This window comes from Streptomyces paludis (assembly GCF_003344965.1).
GTDB lineage: Bacteria > Actinomycetota > Actinomycetes > Streptomycetales > Streptomycetaceae > Streptomyces > Streptomyces paludis.
The window spans coordinates 7957852-7976248 of the sequence record NZ_CP031194.1; the positions used below are offsets into that span (position 1 = coordinate 7957852).

Here is an 18397-nt window from a genome sequence, read left to right on the forward strand (position 1 = left end):
TCAGCTCCGTCGGCGCATCACGATCTCGGTGAGTTCGTCCAAGTCGAACTCGGCCCGGCCGGGGGTCCCGTAGCGGGTGATCTTCCCGCGGCTCACCCACTTGCGGATCGTCGCCTCGGACACTCCCGCGGCGAGTGCGGCCACACGGGTGGGCAGCAGCCGGTGGCGTGGCGGCCTGCTCATACGTCAGCCCCCTTCCCACGGCGCTCGATGAGGGGGCGCAGCGTGATCCATTCGCGCACGTCCCAGGTGTGTCCCGACGAGCACCGGATGCTGTTTGCGGTTCCGGTTCCGGTCCCGGTGGTGATTTCTCCGGTGCAGCCGGCCACCACGCAGTCCCGGGTGAGTGCGGGGGATTCGCCGGGTTCCGGGTCGATGGTGCGCAGGAGTTCCCGCCGGAGGGCGCTGATCTCGTCGGCGAATTCAGCCGCGGGCGGCTGTTCGGCGAGCCATTCCAGATGGCGCAGCAGAAAACCGACCAGATGCGGAACCGAGCGTGTGGGGGCTTTTCCGCCGGCCTTTTCGGCGACGAGGCCGGCCCATGACTCAAGAATGGTGAGGATGTTGTGCCGGGCGTCGAGCGCGGTCATGCTCAGATGATCCGTGCTCCGGCTCCCGGACACTCGGGTGAGGTGCATACGTCCGGAGGTGCGCGCGACGTGGTGCAGGCTGTCCCGGTAGAGATCGGGCAGCGCGAGCAGATCGCCCCGTACTTCCCGGAGGCGCGAGGCGCTGAGCACGGATGCGGTCGCCCCGCCGGTCTCCCGTGGAGGAGCTTCGGGGCAGGTGGGTAATTCCATGCGGTCTCCTGGGTCCGAGGGGGAATTCAGGGCGCCCGTCATCGACGGCGTGATCCGTCGAGGTGAATGCGCTGTCGCCGTCGATTCGATTCGACGCGATGCGGTGATCGGCCATCGACGGGAAGGAAAGAGGGTGGGGGAGGGGGTGGGGGATGGCGAGGGGGGACACCGAGGGGGGACACCGAGGGCGCGGTGTGTACGTTCCGTACCTCCGGCGCCGGTCGTGTGCTTCCGCCCCGCGCACAAGGAGGCTTCCACGGGGTGGTTCGGGGTGTCAACGCTCACTGTTCGCTGTCGATCGTCCCTAGAGGAGAACTCCAGACCGCCTCGGGCGGATCCGCCCGCACGACGTCGCGGCTCTCCCGCGCACCTGCCCCTCCCGTACGTACCCGAGGAGACTCCCGTCGTCCCCGCCCTCAGGGAGTACGGCGAGGCGGTGGGGGAGGCGTGCCAGCTCCGGGACGACCTGCTGGACGCCTTCGCCGACGCCCCCGTCGACGACGTGTGGCGTGGCGAACTGGCGGACATGGCCGGGCGGGTCGCCTACCGCGACGCCCGATCCGTACCCCCCTTCACATCTCCCCAGCCGCGCCGGAGTCACACTCCACCGGCGCTCCAGTGGCGCCGTCGATACTGGGCGCGGGGAGCACCGGTCCGCGTCCGGAACGTCGATCCGAGAGGATATCCGTGTCCAATTCCGAAGCCGTACTCGCCCGGATGCGCGAGTACATGGTGGGGCCCACGAGATTCATGAACCTGTACGCCTGCTTCGAACTCGGCATCGTCGACGCGCTGCGCAAGGAGGCCGGTCTGACCGCGGCCGAACTCGGCGCGCTCGTGGGCGCGAAGCCCGACGCCGTGGAGCAGCTGCTGTATCTGCTGGAGAAGGAGCGCTTCGTCGCCCGGGACGCGGCCACCGGCGGCTACACCCTCGACCGGCTCGCGGAGGTCCCCGAGGCGGACCTCCAGCGCGCCCTGACCTTCATGGGCATGATCAAGACGGGCATGCTGCGGCAGCTGTACTACCTCGCCGACAGTGTGACGACCGGCAGTGTGGTGGGTCTGAAGGAGTTCTACGGTTTCGACGGCACGATGTTCGAGGCGGCGGCCCAGGTCGCGGAGGTGCGCGCCGCGTGGGGGCCGCTGGCGCGGAACGAGACCGCGAGTGTGTATCCCTGGTTCTTCCGCAGCTTCGACATCCCGGCCGGGGCGCGGGTGCTCGATGTGCTGGGCGGTACCGGGCTCGGGGCGGTCATGACCTGTCAGCTCAAGGGGTCGCCCGGTCTGCGGGTGACCACCTTCGACCGGCCCGCGCTGGAGGCCGAGTGTCTGCGGACCTTCGAGGCACACGGTCTGACGGACGACTGCTCCTTCGTGGGCGGCCAGGTCCTGGAGTCCCTCCCGGAGGGCTACGACGTACTGCTGCTCAAACACTTCGTGGACATGTACGACAAGGACGACGTCCTCACCATCCTCAGGAACGCGCACCGGGCGTTGCTGCCCGGCGGTCGGATCGTCGTCCTCGCCGCCGTGTATCCGGAGGACATCGGGGACGCCGGTGACTACCAGGCCGACTTCTTCCCGGCCTACATCCTCGGCTGTGTCATGGGGCGCGGCGGGCTTCAGACGGTGTCCACGTACCGGAGCTGGCTGGAGGAGTGCGGGTTCGAGGTCACGGAGGTGAGCGCGAAGGAGCCGGCCGAGATTCCGGCGGACGCCATCATCAACCGTGTTGTCATCAGCGCGACAAGGCGGAGCTGAGCCGTCCGGCACACCACGCGGCACACCACGCGGCACACTGCCCGGCACACCGCGCGGCCGGCTCCGCGATTCCCGGCGGCGGCGTCGTACGGCACCGGTGCGGTGCCCCGGCCGACGCCGCCGGCGGTCGGGACCGTCTCAGGCGGCGTAGAGGTCGAACGTCGAGACGGGCCGCGGTCCGGCGATGACGCCCAGCCGGGGGTCGACGACCAGCATCGCCTGATGCAGCCGCTGCATCTGCGGCGAGGGCTCGACGCCCAGCTCCTCGATCAGCCGGACGCGCAGACCGCGGTAGACATCGAGGGCCGACGCCTGCCGCCCCGACCGGTACAGCGCCACCATGGCCTGCGAGTGCAGCCCCTCGTGCTGCGGGTGCCGCGCGGTCAGCTCCGTCAGCTCCGGAATGAGTTCGGTGTGCCGGCCCAGCCGCAGATCGGCGTCGATCCGCCGCTCGACGGTGCCCAGACGGCTCTCCTCCAGGCGCATCACCTCGATCCGCAGGACCGGACCGACCCGTACGTCGACCAGCGCGGGCCCCCGCCACAGCGCGAGCGCCTGCTGAAAACGGTCGGCCGCGACGGTGTCGTCACCGGCCTCGAAGGCCGAGCGGCCCTCCGCGACCTTGAGGTCGTAGGTGTGCAGGTCGACACAGTCGGCCGGCACCTCCATCACATAGCCGTTGTGCCGGGTGGCGAGCACCTCCTTGGCCGTGCGGGCGGCCCCGGGCCCCATGGCGCCGCCGAGGTGCCGGCGCAGCTGGAGGATGTAGGTCTGGAGGGTGGCGAGCCCGCTCTGCGGCGGTTTGGCGGCCCACAGCTCCTCCATGAGCGTGGTGACGGGCACCACCTGCCCGGGACGGAGGGCGAGCAGGGCCAGGATCTGCCGCGGTTTGCCGGCCGTCGGTACGATCGACCGCCCGTTGACCGCCGCTCCGAATGTGCCCAGAACCTGAATCTTCACTTTTCCCCCGTACGGTGGCCAGTCCCTCTCCGCTGCTGACAGCGCTGACACGCGCGTCACGCTCCCCCATGCTGTACGTGGCGTCGGCCCGGCCGGCCGGGCCGTGTGGTGAGGCGTAGGTCCATCAGTGTGGCGCACGGGACTTGAGCGGGACTGTTCACCGGCTTGGCGTCGGCTTGGTGCCGGCCCGCCGGCCTCCCGCGGCCGGGCTCACCAGCGCGGACGGTGCGGGTCCGCGGCACGGACCCGCCGCAGCAGATGGACCCGGCGCAGCCGCCCCATGGTCTGGAACAGCACCTCGGCGGTCAGGGCATGGGTGAAGGAGTACCAGCCCAGCCGCTGCGGCTCCTCCTCTATCAGCCCCGCCGCGACGACGGTGTCGACGACCTTCAGCGCCTCACCGATCTCGATCGAGCACGCCTCGGCGACCACATCGATGGCGAAGGTGAGACCGACGGTGGAGGCAACCGACAACAACTCGACCGCCGTCGGGCCGAGTTGTCCGACACGTAGCAGCACCACCTCACGTACGGGCGGCGGCAGCGGTGCCGCGCGCGCCGGGCTCGGGCGTCCTTCGCAGTCCAGGATCTTGATCAGTTCGCGCAGATAGAACGGATTGCCCCCGGTACGGAGGCGCAGTTCGTCGGCGGCGGCCCCGCTCACCTCCCGGCGGAGCATCGCGCCCGCCAGCGCGCGGGTCTCCGCCACGTTCAGACCGCTCAGCTCCACCCGGGTCATCTCCGCCCGGGCCAGCGCGGCCCTTGTCTCGGCCAGGGGGGTCGCCCGGTCGGAGCGGTAGGAGACCGCCACCAGCAGACGGCTCGTCCGTACCGACTCGGCCAGATGGGCCAGCAGCCGCAGCGAGCCCGGGTCCGCCTGGTGCAGATGATCGAGGACGATCACCAGCGGCGCGGTCCGGGACACACCGGTCAGGTAGTGAACGATCGCGTCGAACCGCCGCAAGGTGGTGGCGTCCGGGTCCGTACCGTCCGGCGGGTGTCCCGTGTCCCCGTGGATCACCTCGGACACGGCCTCCGGAACAGGACGCCCCGGGGCGTGGACGCCCGCCATGCCCAGCACCTGCCGCCAGGGCCACAACGGCGGTGTGGCCACATGGCTGGGACACACTCCCCACAACACCGGCACCCCCTCGGTCAGTTCGGCGAACCGCCGCAGCAGACCGGTCTTGCCGATGCCCGGTTCACCGGACACCGCCACCACCCGCCCCCGGCCGGCCGCCGCCGCGGCGGAGACCGTGGCCAGCTGCCGGAGCGCCGCCTCGCGGCCGACGAAGTGCTCCTCACCCGCGGTCGGTCCGGACCGCGCGGGGGTGGGCGCCCGGACCTGTGGTGCGACCTCGCCGCCGCCCCGCGCCGGCACGATCGGGTCGGCGCGGGGCGGCCGCCAGTCCAGGGCGGGGGCGTGGCGCAGGATCTCGCGTTCGAGGTGTTGCAGGGCCGGCCGGGGGTCGATGCCCAGCTCCTCGCCCAGCCGCCTCTGGTTGGTCCGCAGTACGGCCAGGGCGTCGGCCTGCCGCCCGGCCCGGTACAGCGCCAGGCTCAGCAGCTCACAGCCGTACTCGCGCAACGGGTGCGCCCGTACGAAGACTTCCAGCTCGGCGACCGCCACCTCGTGGGCCCCCACGGCCAGCAGCGCCGCGCAGCGCCCCTCGACGACCGACAGCCGCAGCCCCTCCAGCCGGGCCGCCTCGGCCGCCACATGAACCGAGTGGGACACCTCCGTGTACGCCTCGCCGCGCCACAGGGCCAGTCCCGCCTCGAACTCGACCAGCGCCTCGTGGGGCTGGTGCCGGTTCCATGCCGTCCACCCCGCCTTGGCGCGTACCTCGAACGCGTGGACGTCCACCTCGACGAAGCCGATGTCGAGCAGATAGCGCCGGTCGTTGGTGTGCAGCACCTTCGTCGGTGTGCGCGGGGCCCGGCCCGGCTCCAGCGCCCTGCGGAGGTTGGCCACATAGGCGTGGAGCGAGGTCACCGCCGAGGGCGGTGGGGACTCTCCCCACAGGGTCTCCAGCATCACGTCCACCGGCACCGGCCGGCCGACCCGGCTGACGAGGAGGGTGAGCAGCTTGCGCTGTTTGGGCGCGCCCAGCTCCACCGGCCGTCCGGCGGCCAGCGCCTCCAGCGGGCCCAGCGCCCGGAGTTCCACCGGGGGAGGCGCGGGACTCTGTTTTATGGGTAACCGTTCTTCTCTCCATTGCAAGAGTTCCGGAGATTCCTGGAATATCTTTGTGGCGAATTTCGCGTTACCCATATCGGTTGTCCTTCCGGAGCGCGGGGGGAGAAGGCGGTGACGATGCGCGCCGATAATGCTGATGTACGGGCGCTGTTCGCCATCACCGTGCAAGGCGCGGCCCCGATATGTGGTCCGCGATATCCTGGGGCGGGAGAAAGGGGGGCGCGATGACAACTCCGGTCCGGTCACCTGTCATTGCCCGTACCCCCATCAAGTTTGAATACTCACCGGATGCGGAACACCATGAAGTGCTGCCGTACCCCACGCGCTTGATTACGTGAGTATGTTTATTGAGTTGATCGCTGTCAAGGACACGCTTCCGCACGCCGGGATCGCATACATTTCCTGGCGGAATGGTGTCGGAGAGAGGTTCGCGGGCGTCGAACCACCCGGGGGCAGATCCGGGAAAGCGCTGGGGGGAAGGGCCGGGGAGGGCCCCGGGGACGGTCCCCCAAAGGGCCGGGGCGCCGGCCGGCGGTCCGGAAGCGGAGTCGGCCGGCGCCCGTCGGTCGTCAGCCGGTAGTGCCGTCGGCCGCGCGGTCGGTCGTGCCGTGGATGGTGCCGTCGGTTGTGCTGTCGGTCGTGCCGTCGGGCAGTGCGGGCGTGGACCGGCCGGTCCGCCAGGGCCGGAGCTTGTCCGGGTTGAGCACCGCCCAGATCCGCTCGATCCGGCTGCCCTTGACCTCGAAGGCCAGCACCGACACGGAGACGCCGTCCAGTTGGGCGACCAGACCGGGCTGGCCGTTGACCGTACGCTCCAGGAGTGTCACACCGGCCACCGCGTCCATGCGGCCGGCGAAGAAGCGCGCGACGTGCTCGGCGCCTTCGACCGGGTGGAGCGCGGCCGGTACGAGCCCGCCGCCGTCGCCGGTCGCGGTGGCGTCGGGGGCCAGCAGGGTGAGGAGGGCGTCGATGTCCTTGGCCTCCCACGCCTGCTTGAAGGCCCGGACGACATCGGCGGGCGGGGCCGCCGGGGCGGTCGCCGGCCGCGAGGTGCGGATCCGGCGCCGGGCCGACGACGCCAGCTGCCGGCAGGCCGTCGGCGTGCGGCCGACGATCGAGGCCACTTCGCTGAAGGAGTAGCGGAAGACGTCGTGCAGGATGAACGCGACGCGCTCGGCCGGGGTCATCAGATCGAGCACGACGAGGAAGGCCATGTTGATCGACTCGTCGAGGGTTACCCGGTCGGCGGGGTCGGCCGGGTCGGCGGAGGCGCCGCCGCCCTCTCGTCCGCCGATCCACTCCATGCCCCCGGGCAGCGGCTCCGGGACCCATGAGCCCACGTACCGCTCCCGCCTGGCCCGTGCCGAGCCCAGCAGGTCGAGACAGATACGGCTGGCGACGGTCGTCAGCCAGCCACCGGGGGACTCGACGGCCTCGCGCTGCTTCGCGGACATGGCGTACCAGCGGGTGTAGGTCTCCTGCACGACGTCCTCGGCCTCGGTCAGGGAGCCGAGGAGCCGGTACGAGAGGTTGATCAGCTGGCTCCGCTCGCTGATGATCGCGCTCAGGCCCGGATCGGGCCGGTCGTGCTCGGGGCCGGATGCGTTGCTCATGGTCCTGCGGACTCCCTCGGTCGCTGTGTCCCCGCTCGTACGACGAGACACCGCGGTGAAGTGTGAGGCGGACGCGGCACCTCACATCTCGGAGGGCTGCTTCGTCGTACCCGATGAAGCGACACTATCCACGTGCTGAAGGAAGACTCCGATGTCGGAATCCGTGAACGTCACGATCATTTACTACAGCTCGACGGGCACCGTGCACGCCCTGGCGCAGGCCGCCGCCGAGGCGGCGGAGAAGGCCGGGGCGCAGGTGCGGCTGCGCAAGGTGGCGGAGACGGTGCCGCCGGAGGTGATCAACACCAGGCCGGAGTGGGCCCAGCACGTGGCGGACACCGCCGACATCCCCCAGGCGGTCCTGGACGATGTGGAGTGGGCCGACGCGGTGCTCCTCGGCACCCCCACCCGCTTCGGCAACCCGGCCAGCCAGCTGCGGGCGTTCGTGGAGACCACCGGTCCGCTGTGGTTCCAGGGCAAGCTCGCGGGCAAGGTGTACTCGGCCTTCACCGCCTCCAGCACCCCGCACGGGGGCCAGGAATCCACCATCCTGGCGCTGGCGAACACCTTCTACCACTGGGGTGGCGTCATCGTGCCCCCCGGCTACACCAACCCCGTCCAGGCCCAGCAGGGCAATCCGTACGGCACTTCCCACGTGGCCGGTACCGGCGCACCCGGTGAGGAGTCCCTCGGGGCGGCCCGCCACCAGGCCACCCGCGTCGTCGAGATCGCGACCGCCCTCAAGGCCGGTCGCGTCGCCTGACCCGGCAGCGGCACGCCGCATTCCCGTACGGCAAGGCTGACGGACGCTGACAGTCCGCTGACCGCTGAGGAGTTCGCCACCGCCGGCCGCCACCGCCGGCGGTGGCCACGCGTGGGAATGCCCGGAGCCGCCACCACCCGGAAGAAAAGGCCCGCGACGCGGTCGGCACGACTGCCGGGCATATTCGCCATGGATGGCGGCGGCATCACGGGCCGCTTCCGTATGCCTCCTTCGCCCACGCGCCGTCAACTGCGCTTTCCTTTACGGCCATTCGCCGGCGAGGACAGAAAGGCGACGGCCGGAAAGGGAGGGGGAATGGCCTCACCGTTCTCCGTGAAATCCCCTGACGGAACGGCGCCGTACGCGAGGTCGTCAGATCAGGGAATCCGGTGCTGCCCCGTCCCCGCCGGGCCTCAGGCCGCGGAAGGTACGGCGCAGATCGCCCACCCATGCCTCCGGGTTCTCCCAGGGGATGAAGTGGCCGCCGTGGTCATGGGCGTTGACATTGACATGGTTGAACCAGGCGGCCTGCGGGCCGGACGTGAACGCCCGGACGCGCTCCTCGGCGCTGTGGATGCCGGGCGGGTTCTCGTAGGTGACGAAGGTGAGGCCGACCGGGGCCTGGACGACCGGGGTGCGGTCGTGGGCGGGCGCCCAGGGGTAGCGGTTGGCGTTGGCGTAGTAACGGATCGACGTGGCGATGGAGTTGTTCACCCAGTAGATCGTGGCGTGGGTGAGCAGGTCGTCCTTGCTGAAGACGGACTCGACGTCGCCCCCGTTGTCGCTCCAGGCGTTCCAGCGCTCCAGCAGCCACGCGAGCAGTCCGGCGGGCGAGTCGCTCAGCCCGTGGGCCAGGGTGGCGCCGTCGAGCATATGGACGTTGAGGTGGGACGCCGAGCGGTGGTCCAGCTCGATGACACGGGCGCGGACATCGGCGGGCTGCTCGTCGGTGAGGGGCCGGTTCCGGGCGAAGTCCCAGGCGCGGGGGCCGGAGAAGAAGTCGAGCGGCAGCCCGGAGCCGATGTGGATGCCGTACAGCTCGTCGGCGTACTTGTGGCCGAGCTGGCTGGAGACGATCCCGCCGATGTCGCAGCCCCCGGCGGCGTACTTCTCATACCCCAGGGTCTCGGTCATCAGGGTGTGCCAGAGGTCGGAGACCTTCCAGAAGTTGACGTCCGGAAAGCCGGTGAGCGGGCCGGGGAAGCCGAAGCCGGGCAGGGACGGCACGATGACGTCGAACGCGTCGGCGGGGTCACCGCCGAACGCGGCCGGGTCGGCGAGCGGGCCGATCACCTTCGACCAGTGCCAGAACGTCCACGGCCAGCCGTGGGTGAGGATCAGCGGGATCGGGCGGGGGCCGCGGCCCGGTTTGCGCAGGAAGTGCACCGGAACACCCGAGACGTCCACCCGGTAGTGCTCGTACGCGTTGATGGCGGCCTCGGCCGCGCGCCAGTCGTAGCCGTCCCGCCAGTAGGCAACCAGCTCACCGAGGTAGTCGGCCGGGACGCCGTAGGACCAGTCCCCGTTCCCCTCGTCCAGCGGCGGACGGGTCTGCGCGAGACGGGCGCGCAGATCGTCGAGGACCTCGTCGGACACATGGATGGGGGTGGGCTCCAGGGGAAAGGGGTGCGAGGCGGTCAAGGGGGTGGCTCCTTAACTGGGCGGGCTTCCCGTCTCCGGGCCCGGAGCGCCGGCGGAGAACTGACTGATCGCGGTCGCACGACGCCGTGCGCGTCCGAGGAGGTGACGGTCGCAGGACATGGCGCATCGTATGCCTCCCCGCCGGACGAAGGCGACCAAGGGGGAGCGAACCCCGTGGCGGGACGCTTTTCCGCAGGCCAGGTACTTGCGGTAGAAGTTAGGTAAGCCTTACCGTTGCGACCTGCACCACTCAGGGCCTCGGCCGTCACACCGGTCCGCCCGCGGCGAGCGCTTCACCGACGCAGCCTGGCCGTCCGCTGCCGGAACCCGCTCACAGGACCCGCACTTGAATCAGCTTCCTTTCGGTCTGTACGACCCTGCCCTCGACCACAGCGACTGCGGCGTCGGCTTCCTCACCCGCCTCGACGGGACGCCGAGCCACGACGTCATCCGCCGGGGTGACGAAGCGCTCCGCGCCATCCCGCACCGCGGCGGAAAATCCGCCGAGGGGGTCGGTGACGGCGCCGGCGTGAGCGTCGACCTGTCGGTCGAGTTCTTCGCCGCGCTCACCGGCGAGGAGCTGCGCGCCGGGCACTTCGGTGTCGCGAACTGCTTCGTGCCGGCCGGCGCCGGGCGCCGTGACGCGGCGGTGGACCTCGTCCGCCGGAGCATCGCCGAACAGGGCTTCGAGGTGCTGCTCGTACGCGACGTACCCGTGGACCACTCCGTCGCCAGGCCCGCCGCCGAGCAGTACCAGCTGCCCATCGTGCAGTGGGTGTTCCGGGCCCCGGAGGAGTGGGCACGCCCCGCCGTCGACGCCGCCGCGAACCGCGCCCTGCTCGCCGTCGAGGCCGTCGCCTACGCCGACGACACCTACGCCGGGCTGTATCCGCTCTCGCTCGGCGCGCGGACCCAGGTGCTCAAGGGGCGGCTCAACTCCGGTGAGATCGTCGGGTACTTCCGTGACCTCCGCGATCCGCGGCACTCCGTCCGGTCGCTGTACTTCCACACCCGCTTCTCCACGAACACCGAGCCGCACCCGACCATGGCGCAGCCGTTCCGCCTCATGGCGCACAACGGCGAGCTGAACACCGACCGCAAGAACCGGCTCTCCGACGACGCCCTCGCCCGCGCCCGCACCCGCAGCATCGTGCGCCCGCCCGGGCAGTCCGACTCCAGCCGGCTCGACCAGACCCTCCAGAGCCGGGTGTTCGACGACGGCCTGGACATCGTCGAGGCCGTCGTGTCGCTGATGCCGCCCGCCTGGGAGAACGACCGCACCCTGCCCGCCGCCGTCCGGGACATGCTGGAGTACTTCTCGCTGTACGAGGAGAAGAACGACGGCCCGGCCGCCGTGATCTTCAGCGACGGGGATGTCATCGGCGCCCGGCTCGACCGGCTCGGCCTGCGCCCGCTGCGCACCGTCGAGACCGCCGAGTACCTCATGGTGTCCTCGGAGGCCGGACAGGTCGCGTTCCCCGACGCCGAGGTCGTGCACCGGGGCCGGATCGAGGCCGGCGGCATGCTCGTGGTCGACCACCGCACCGGCCGCCGGATGCGGACCCGCGAGGTGCTCGACTCCCTCGCCGCGCGCCGCCCGTACAGCGAACTGCTCGACGCGACACGGGTACGGCTCGACGACCTGCCCGCGCCCGACTACTACCGCGGCACGACGACACTCGGCTACGACGGCGACCTCACCCTCGCCGGCCGGTACGTGGCGTACGCGCTGAACCAGGAGAGCTTCCGGTTCCTGCTCGACCCGATGCTCGACAACGGGTCGGAGCGGATCTCGGCGATGGGGTACGGCAACGCCATCAACGCGCTCAGCGACACCGAGGGCGGCATGGCGAAATACTTCTCGCAGCGCTTCGCCCAGGTGACGAACCCGCCGCTCGACAGCATCCGCGAGGCCGACGGCATGAGCATGCGGGTCGCCCTGGGCCCGAAGCCCGACGGCACCGGCAGCATCGGCGGCCGGCAGCTCGTCGTCTCCTCGCCCGTGCTCGGCCATCTCGACATGGTCCGGCTGCGCGACCAGCGGATCGTGCCGCTGGAGCGCTTCCCCATGCTGTACGAACCGGTACCGGGCGACGAGACCGCCAACGCCGACGCGCTGCGCGCCGCGCTGGAGCGGCTCTGCGACGGCGTCGAGCGCTTCGCCGCGCGGAGCGGCGGCATCGCGGTCCTCACCGACCGGGCCATCTCGTCGGCACGCGCCCCGCTGCCGGTGATCCTCGCCGTCGCCGCCGTGAACCAGCGCCTCATCGAGGCCGGACTGCGGCTGCGCGTCTCGGTCGTCGTGGAGAGCGGCCAGCTGCCCTCCTCCCACCATGTCGCGACCGCGCTCGGCTTCGGCGCCTCGGCGGTCTACAGCCTCAGCGCACGGCTGCGGGCCGAGGAGCGGCACCCGAGCGCACCGGCGCCCGCGGGCGAGGTCACCGGGACCGACCGGGCGCTGGCGCGATTCCGCAAGGCGGCCGAGAAGTCCCTCGCGAAGACCATGGGCCGCGTCGGACTGTGCACCGCCGAGAGCTACATCGGCGGCGAGTTCTTCGAGCCGAACTACCTCGACACCCGCGACGACGTGTTCGCCCGGGCCTTCCCGCACATGGAGGCCCCGGTCGGCGGTGTCGGGTTCGCCCGGATCGCGCAGGCCGCCACCGACTGGCACGAGCGCGCCCGTACGGTGGAGACCGAGGAGCAGATCCCGCTGCTCGGCCTGTTCAAGGAGCGGTCGGACGGCGCCGGGCACTCGTTCGGCATCACGGCCGTACGCGGCTTCGGCGGGATGACCGAGGAGCGGCCGGACCTCGGCCGACAGAGCGCGAGCGGCGACCCGGACGCGCTGCGCCTGCTCACCCTCGGCCAGCTCGACGACGCCTTCGGCATCACCGACGCCGCGTACCGGAACACCGGGTACGACGCGCTCAGCGACGCCGAGATCGACGCCTTCCGGATCACCCCCGGCTACCGCGCCTTCCTCCGGACCACGCACGAGGAGCGCTCGCGCCGCCCCTCCGCGCTCCGCGACGTGCTCGCGCTGCCCGCGGACGTCACGGAGCTGCGCACCGCCGAGGACTTCGCCCGCGAACTGGGCCGGTTCTCGACGAGCGGCAACGCGAGCGTCACCGTCCGGGGAGTGACCGCGTCCGTCGTGGACCGGTCCACCGACGCGGTGACCGTACGGCTGCGCCTCGGCGCACCGGGGCCCGACGGCGTCGAGCGCCACACCGCCCTCGCCGAGGGCCTCGCGCTCGCGCACCCCGGCGAGGTCGGCACACTCGACGTGGCCGCCGACGGCGTCCTGGTCACCGCCACCGGCACCGCCGCCGGCCTGCTCACCCTCCTGCGCGCCGCCCCCGGCAGCGTCCCGCTCTCCGAGGTACAGCCCGCGCACGGGATCACCCCCGCGCTCGCCTCCGGAGCGATGAGCCACGGCGCGCTGGTGGCGACCGCGCACGAGGCCGTCGCCCACGGCACCAACATGGTCGGCGCCCTGTCGAACAGCGGCGAGGGCGGCGAACACCACACCCGCTACGGCACCCTGCGCGGCTCCCGCATCAAGCAGTTCGCGTCCGGCCGCTTCGGCATCTGGGCGGGCTACCTCGCCGACCCGATGCTCCAGGAGCTGGAGATCAAGATCGGCCAGGGCGCGAAGCCGGGCGAGGGCGGCCAGCTGCCCGCGCGGAAGGTCACCGTCGACATCGCCGCCGCCCGCGGCGGGACCCCCGGCATCGAGCTGATCTCACCGCCGCCGCACCACGACACGTACTCGATCGAGGACCTCGCGCAGCTCATCCACGACTGCAAGGCCGCCCGCGTACGGGTCGTCGTGAAGCTCGTGTCCTCGGAGGGCATCGGCACCATCGCGGTCGGCGTCGCGAAGGCCGGCGCGGATGTGATCAACGTCGCCGGGAACACCGGCGGCACCGGCGCCGCGGCCGTCACCAGCCTCAAGTACGCCGGACGGTCGGCGGAGATCGGCGTCGCCGAGGTGCACCAGGCGCTCGTCGCCAACGGGCTCCGGCAGAAGGTCGTCCTGCGCTGCTCCGGCGCCCACCAGACCGGCGGCGACGTCGTCACCTCGGCGCTGCTCGGCGGCGACAGCTTCGAGTTCGGCACGACCGCGCTCATGATGCTCGGCTGTGTCATGGCGAAGAACTGCAACGTGAAGTGTCCCGCCGGACTCACCACCAACGCCGAGACCTTCGAGGGCGACCCGCGCGCCCTGGCGCAGTACCTGCTCAACATCGCGCACGACGTCCGGCAGATCCTCGCCCGCCTCGGTCTGCGGTCCCTGCGCGAGGCCCGGGGCCGCACCGACCTGCTGCAACTCCTCGACCACCCCGCGAGCGTCGGGCGCCTGGACGTCCGGCGCCTGCTCGCGCGCGTACCCGAGAAGACCGTGGCGGACCCCGAGTACCTGGAGAAGGACTTCACCACCGACGACGCCCTCATCGAGCGCGTCCGCGCCGCACTCGTCGAGCGGCGCGAGCCGGCCCTGCTGGTCGAGGGCATCCGCCTCGGCAACAGCGACAAGTCGGTCGGCGGCCAGCTCGGCATCGACGTCGAGCGGCTGCTCAACCACGAGCTGACCGCCGGGGACACCGCCGGCGCCCCCGCGGTCACCACCGACGACCGGGGCCGCCGCCGCCTCGTGGACGGCGCGGTCCGTATCCGTACCACCGGCTCCGCCGGACAGTCGTACGGCGTCTTCTGCAACGACGGCATCACCCTGGAACACACCGGCACCGCGAACGACGGCGTCGGCAAGAGCCAGAGCGGCGGCCGGATCGTCGTCCGCGCCCCGGGCGGCGGCAGCGCCGAGCCCGGCGGCAACGTACTCATCGGGAACTTCGCGCTGTTCGGCGCGACCGGCGGCCGGACCTTCGTCCAGGGCGAGGCCGGTGACCGGTTCGCCGTGCGGAACTCCGGCGCGACCGCGGTGGTCGAGGGCCTCGGCGACTTCGGCTGCGAATACATGACCGGCGGTACGGTCCTCAACCTCGGCGGCTTCGGCAAGGGCCTCGGCAACGGCATGAGCGGCGGGTTCCTCTACCAGTACGACCCGTCGGGCGAACTGAACGGCCGGGTGAGCGCCGACTCGCTGCTGGTGTTCCCGGTGACCGACACCGCGCACGGCGCCTTCCACGAGGAGGCCGTACGGCTGCTCCTGACCTGGCACCTGGAGGCCACCGGATCCGCGCTCGCCGCCCGGCTGCTCCACGACTGGGAGGCCGAACGGAAGCACGTGTACTGCGGGATGCCCCGGGCGCTGCTGCTCTACCAGGACGCCGGCGACATCCTCGCCGCCGCCACCCGCGCCGAACTCCTCGACGAACTGGCCACCTCCATCGCGACGGACAAACTCCGCGCGTTCAAGGTCGACTACCGCGACCGCCGCACCGTGCTCGGCGGCCGTGCCCCGGCCTTCGGCGACCAGGGCGGCGACGACATGTTCTCGCTGCTGTCGTCCTACACGGTGCTCGGCGTCGCGCAGGAACTCGCGCTCAAGCGGGTGCCCGGCGCGAGCGGCCCGGACGACCCCCGGGTCGCCGAGGCCGTACGGAACCTCGTGCTCACCGAGGACTTCTTCGTCAAGCAGCGCGTCGTGAAGTATCTGCGCGGCACACTGGAGCGGTTCGGCGACGACGAACTGGCCACACTGATCGCCATCCAGCGCCTCGACACCTACAAGCGCGCGCTGAAGCAGCGCAACAACCTCAGTGTGGACGCCCCCGGCACCTACGGCTGGATCATCCACCAGACCACGAAGAACGCCGGACGTGTCCGGGCCGCCCGGTTCGACGAGCTGCTCGCCAACGCGGCGCTGGACGATCTCGCCGGCCTCGCCGCCCGCCACCACCGGATCCCGCAGCCCCCTACCGAGACGGTGACCGCGTGACCCCCCTGCCCCCGACCGGGTCCCTCATCCCCGTCGACGCGCCGTTCTCCGCGAGCCAGGAAGCCTGGCTCGCCGGATTCATCGCCGGAATCGCCGCCGCGGGACGCCGGGACACCGCCGCGGCCGACGCGCCCGCGGCGACGGTCGACGTCCTGTTCGGCACCCAGACCGGGAACGCCGGCTTCCTCGCCGACCAGGCCGTCGCCGGGGCCCGCGCCCACGGCCTCGGCGGGAGCGCCACCGCGCTCGACGCCGTCACGCCCGAGCGCCTCGCCACGATGTCCCACCTGCTCGTCGTCGTCTCGACGTACGGCGAGGGCGAGATGCCCGACAACGCCGGACTGTTCTGGGAGGCGCTCCAGGCCGGCACCGCGCCACGCCTCGACGGTCTGCGGTACGCGGTCCTCGGGCTCGGCGACAAGGGGTACGACGACTTCTGCCAGGCCGCGAAGCTCCTCGACACCCGGCTTGAGCAGCTCGGCGCCACCCGGCTGCACGACCGCGTCGACTGCGACATCGACTTCGAGGAGCCCGCGGCGGTGTGGACGGCGGCGGTCCTGGAGCGGATCGCCGCCGAGACCGGCGCCTCCGCGGCAGCCGGTCAGGGTGGTCCCGACGGTCAAAGTGGTCCGGGCGGTCCGGGCGCTGCCGCCCCGGCCCCCCGTACCCTCTCGCCCTGGAACAAGCGCACCCCCTACCGCTCCCGGCTCGCCGTGAACCGGCTGCTGTCCGCGCCGCACGGCGCGAAGGAGATCCGGCACTACGAGTTCGACCTCGGCGACAGCGGCATCACGTACGAGGCCGGTGACGCCCTCGCCGTCGTACCGCGGAACGACGACGCGCTCGTCGGCGCGCTCCTGACCCACCTCGGCGCGCGCGGTGACGAGGAGGCGGACGGACGCCCGCTCGCCGAAGTACTGCGCGCGGAACGCGAGATCCGCACCCCGTCGAAGGAGCTGATCGCCGAACTGGCGGAGCGCGCGCCGTCGAGCGGCCTCGCCTCCGTCGTCGCCCACGGCGACCGCTCCGACCTCGCCTCCTGGCTCTGGGGCCGGGATGTGCTCGACCTGCTCCGCGACGCCGGGGCCGCCGCACCGGGTCTCGCCGAACTGCTGCCGCTCCTGCGGCCGTTGCAGGCGCGCCAGTACTCGATCTCGTCGAGTCCGCTGGCCCACCCGGACCGTATCCACCTCACCGTCGCCTCCGTCCGCCACGGCACCGGGCAGCGGACGTACGGCGGCGTCGCGTCGACCTATCTGGCCGACCGGACGGGCGAGGACCCGCACGCGGGCGTCTACCTCCAGCCGAACGCCTCCTTCGGCGTCCCGGCGGACGACGACGCCCCCATGATCATGATCGGCCCCGGTACGGGCATCGCGCCGTTCCGCGGCTTCCTCCACGAGCGCGCCGCGAAGGGCGCCGCCGGGCGGAACTGGCTCTTCTTCGGCGACCGGAACCGCGCGACCGACTTCGTGTACGAGGACGAGCTGATCCAGCTGCGGGAGAGCGGCGTGCTCACCGAACTGGACCTCGCGTTCTCGCGCGACCAGGCCGAGAAGATCTATGTGCAGACGCGGATGCGCGAGCGCTCCCGCGAGCTGTACGGCTGGCTGGAGGACGGCGCGCACCTCTATGTGTGCGGCGACGCCTCCCGCATGGCGAAGGACGTCGAGGCGGCGCTGCTGGGCGTCATCGCGGAGCAGCGCGGACGCGGCGACGACGACGCGGCGGAGTACCTCGCGAGCCTGCGCCGGACGAAGCGCTACGTACGGGACGTGTACTGAGCATGACGGATCATGACCCCGGACCATATGGGGCCTGCGCGTTCGACTGCTGCGGCCGGCGGCACAGCAGCACCCGGCTGATCGACCCGCGGATGCCGGAACTGGCACGCTGCCTGACGCTCTTCCAGTACGTCCAGGCGGTCACCGGAGGACCGGTCGCCCGGATCGACCAGGCCGGGAACTACGCCTTCCCGAGCCTGCGCGGCGACGCGTTCGCCGTCCACCCCGGCTCGATCGCGCTGCGTCTCGACAGCGGCGGTGTCGCCTCGGCCGTGGTCGCGCGGGACGAGAGCAGCGGCACGGTCGCCCTCCATCTGTACGACGCGGCCGGCCGGACCGTGCACCAGGGGCGCCTGCTCTCCGAGGGCGACCGGCTGCTGGCCGGACTCGCCGGCACGGTCGACGCCGGGGCCCCGGCCGCCGGACCGGCCGCGGCCCCCGAGGTGCCGGCCTGGGAGAACGGCGACCAGCTCGCGCAGCTCGACACCGTCCTCGTGGACGGCGGTATCGCCCGGCGGGCCGCTTTCGACCGGTACCGGGGCGAGCACCGGGCGATCGACGCCGGTGTCGTGCCCGACGTTCTCGACCATGTCTGCTCCGTCGGGCTGCCGATCGGCGTCGCGGTGTTCGCCCCGGCGGCCATGCAGGCGTGCGGCGGGCGGGTGCATGTCACCGACAGGACCATCGGTGGCCGGGTGTTCGCGGCCGTCGCGGAGAGTTCCGTGGAGATCGACCTCAAGGGCGTCCGCGCCTGCCACCTCGTCCGGTCCCCGGCGGCGCACGGCCCGACCTCGGCGATCGAACTCGACGACGAGGACGGACGCTGTGTCGCGGTCATCACGCAGTTCGGGATGGTCGGGGAGGAGGTGCACGCCGCGTGGGAGCACCTCGCGGCGTCACTGCCCGACGCCTGAGAAGTGTGGCGCGGGGCCGCTGCGGTACGCGAAAAAATAATTGATCGCACGGAG

The 18397-nt window shown here is 71.7% G+C and carries 11 protein-coding genes; 5 read left to right on the top strand and 6 right to left on the bottom strand.

Features of this window, described 5'->3' with window-relative positions:
• Both DVK44_RS34385 and DVK44_RS34390 read right to left on the bottom strand, forming a co-directional pair.
• Complete coding sequence (locus DVK44_RS34385) at window positions 1-183, bottom strand: hypothetical protein (protein ID WP_114664521.1); 183 nt, start codon at window positions 181-183, stop codon at window positions 1-3.
• Window positions 180-590 carry a hypothetical protein gene (locus tag DVK44_RS34390; protein ID WP_228447491.1) on the bottom strand — a complete coding sequence of 137 codons (411 nt, stop codon included), beginning with the start codon at window positions 588-590 and terminating at the stop codon, window positions 180-182. Before DVK44_RS34390 ends, DVK44_RS34385 begins: the two co-directional genes overlap by 4 nt.
• 897 nt (window positions 591-1487) lie before the next feature.
• Between DVK44_RS34390 and DVK44_RS34395 the strand changes: the two genes are divergently transcribed.
• On the top strand, window positions 1488-2561 hold the full coding sequence (locus tag DVK44_RS34395) for an acetylserotonin O-methyltransferase (protein WP_228447492.1): 1074 nt from the start codon (window positions 1488-1490) through the stop codon (window positions 2559-2561).
• A 138-nt stretch (window positions 2562-2699) separates the two neighbouring features.
• Here the strand turns inward: DVK44_RS34395 and DVK44_RS34400 are convergent, their stop codons facing one another.
• The 3 genes from DVK44_RS34400 to sigJ all read right to left on the bottom strand — a co-directional run bounded on the left by DVK44_RS34400 (window position 2700) and on the right by sigJ (window position 7333).
• Window positions 2700-3521, bottom strand: a complete 822-nt coding sequence (locus DVK44_RS34400) for an AfsR/SARP family transcriptional regulator (protein WP_114664523.1) — start codon at window positions 3519-3521, stop codon at window positions 2700-2702.
• 210 nt (window positions 3522-3731) lie between these two features.
• On the bottom strand, window positions 3732-5690 hold the full coding sequence (locus DVK44_RS34405; RefSeq protein WP_228447493.1) for an AfsR/SARP family transcriptional regulator: 1959 nt from the start codon (window positions 5688-5690) through the stop codon (window positions 3732-3734).
• A gap of 599 nt (window positions 5691-6289) precedes the next feature.
• Window positions 6290-7333, bottom strand: coding sequence for an RNA polymerase sigma factor SigJ (sigJ, locus tag DVK44_RS34410; protein ID WP_114664525.1), 1044 nt, complete (start codon window positions 7331-7333; stop codon window positions 6290-6292).
• Window positions 7334-7484: 151 nt separating this feature from the next.
• Here sigJ and wrbA point away from each other — a divergent pair, with 151 nt between their 5' ends.
• Entirely contained in the window at window positions 7485-8096 is a 612-nt protein-coding gene (gene wrbA / locus DVK44_RS34415; protein ID WP_114664526.1) for an NAD(P)H:quinone oxidoreductase, read from the top strand.
• Window positions 8097-8468: 372 nt separating this feature from the next.
• On the opposite strand, the gene DVK44_RS34420 is transcribed toward wrbA, so the two are convergent.
• Window positions 8469-9737 carry an epoxide hydrolase family protein gene (locus DVK44_RS34420; protein WP_114664527.1) on the bottom strand — a complete coding sequence of 423 codons (1269 nt, stop codon included), beginning with the start codon at window positions 9735-9737 and terminating at the stop codon, window positions 8469-8471.
• A 346-nt stretch (window positions 9738-10083) separates the two neighbouring features.
• Between DVK44_RS34420 and DVK44_RS34425 the strand changes: the two genes are divergently transcribed.
• Genes DVK44_RS34425 through DVK44_RS34435 form a run of 3 tightly spaced genes read left to right on the top strand, consistent with a single transcriptional unit; the run spans window position 10084 to window position 18343 of the window.
• Window positions 10084-15645, top strand: a complete 5562-nt coding sequence (locus tag DVK44_RS34425; RefSeq protein WP_114664528.1) for a glutamate synthase-related protein — start codon at window positions 10084-10086, stop codon at window positions 15643-15645.
• Window positions 15642-17429, top strand: coding sequence for a diflavin oxidoreductase (locus tag DVK44_RS34430; protein WP_181957591.1), 1788 nt, complete (start codon window positions 15642-15644; stop codon window positions 17427-17429). The genes DVK44_RS34425 and DVK44_RS34430 overlap by 4 nt, the downstream gene beginning before the upstream one ends.
• 2 nt (window positions 17430-17431) lie before the next feature.
• A complete protein-coding gene (locus DVK44_RS34435) occupies window positions 17432-18343 on the top strand; it encodes a hypothetical protein (protein ID WP_114664529.1) in 912 nt (303 codons plus the stop codon).
• The last annotated feature ends 54 nt before the right edge of the window (window positions 18344-18397 follow it).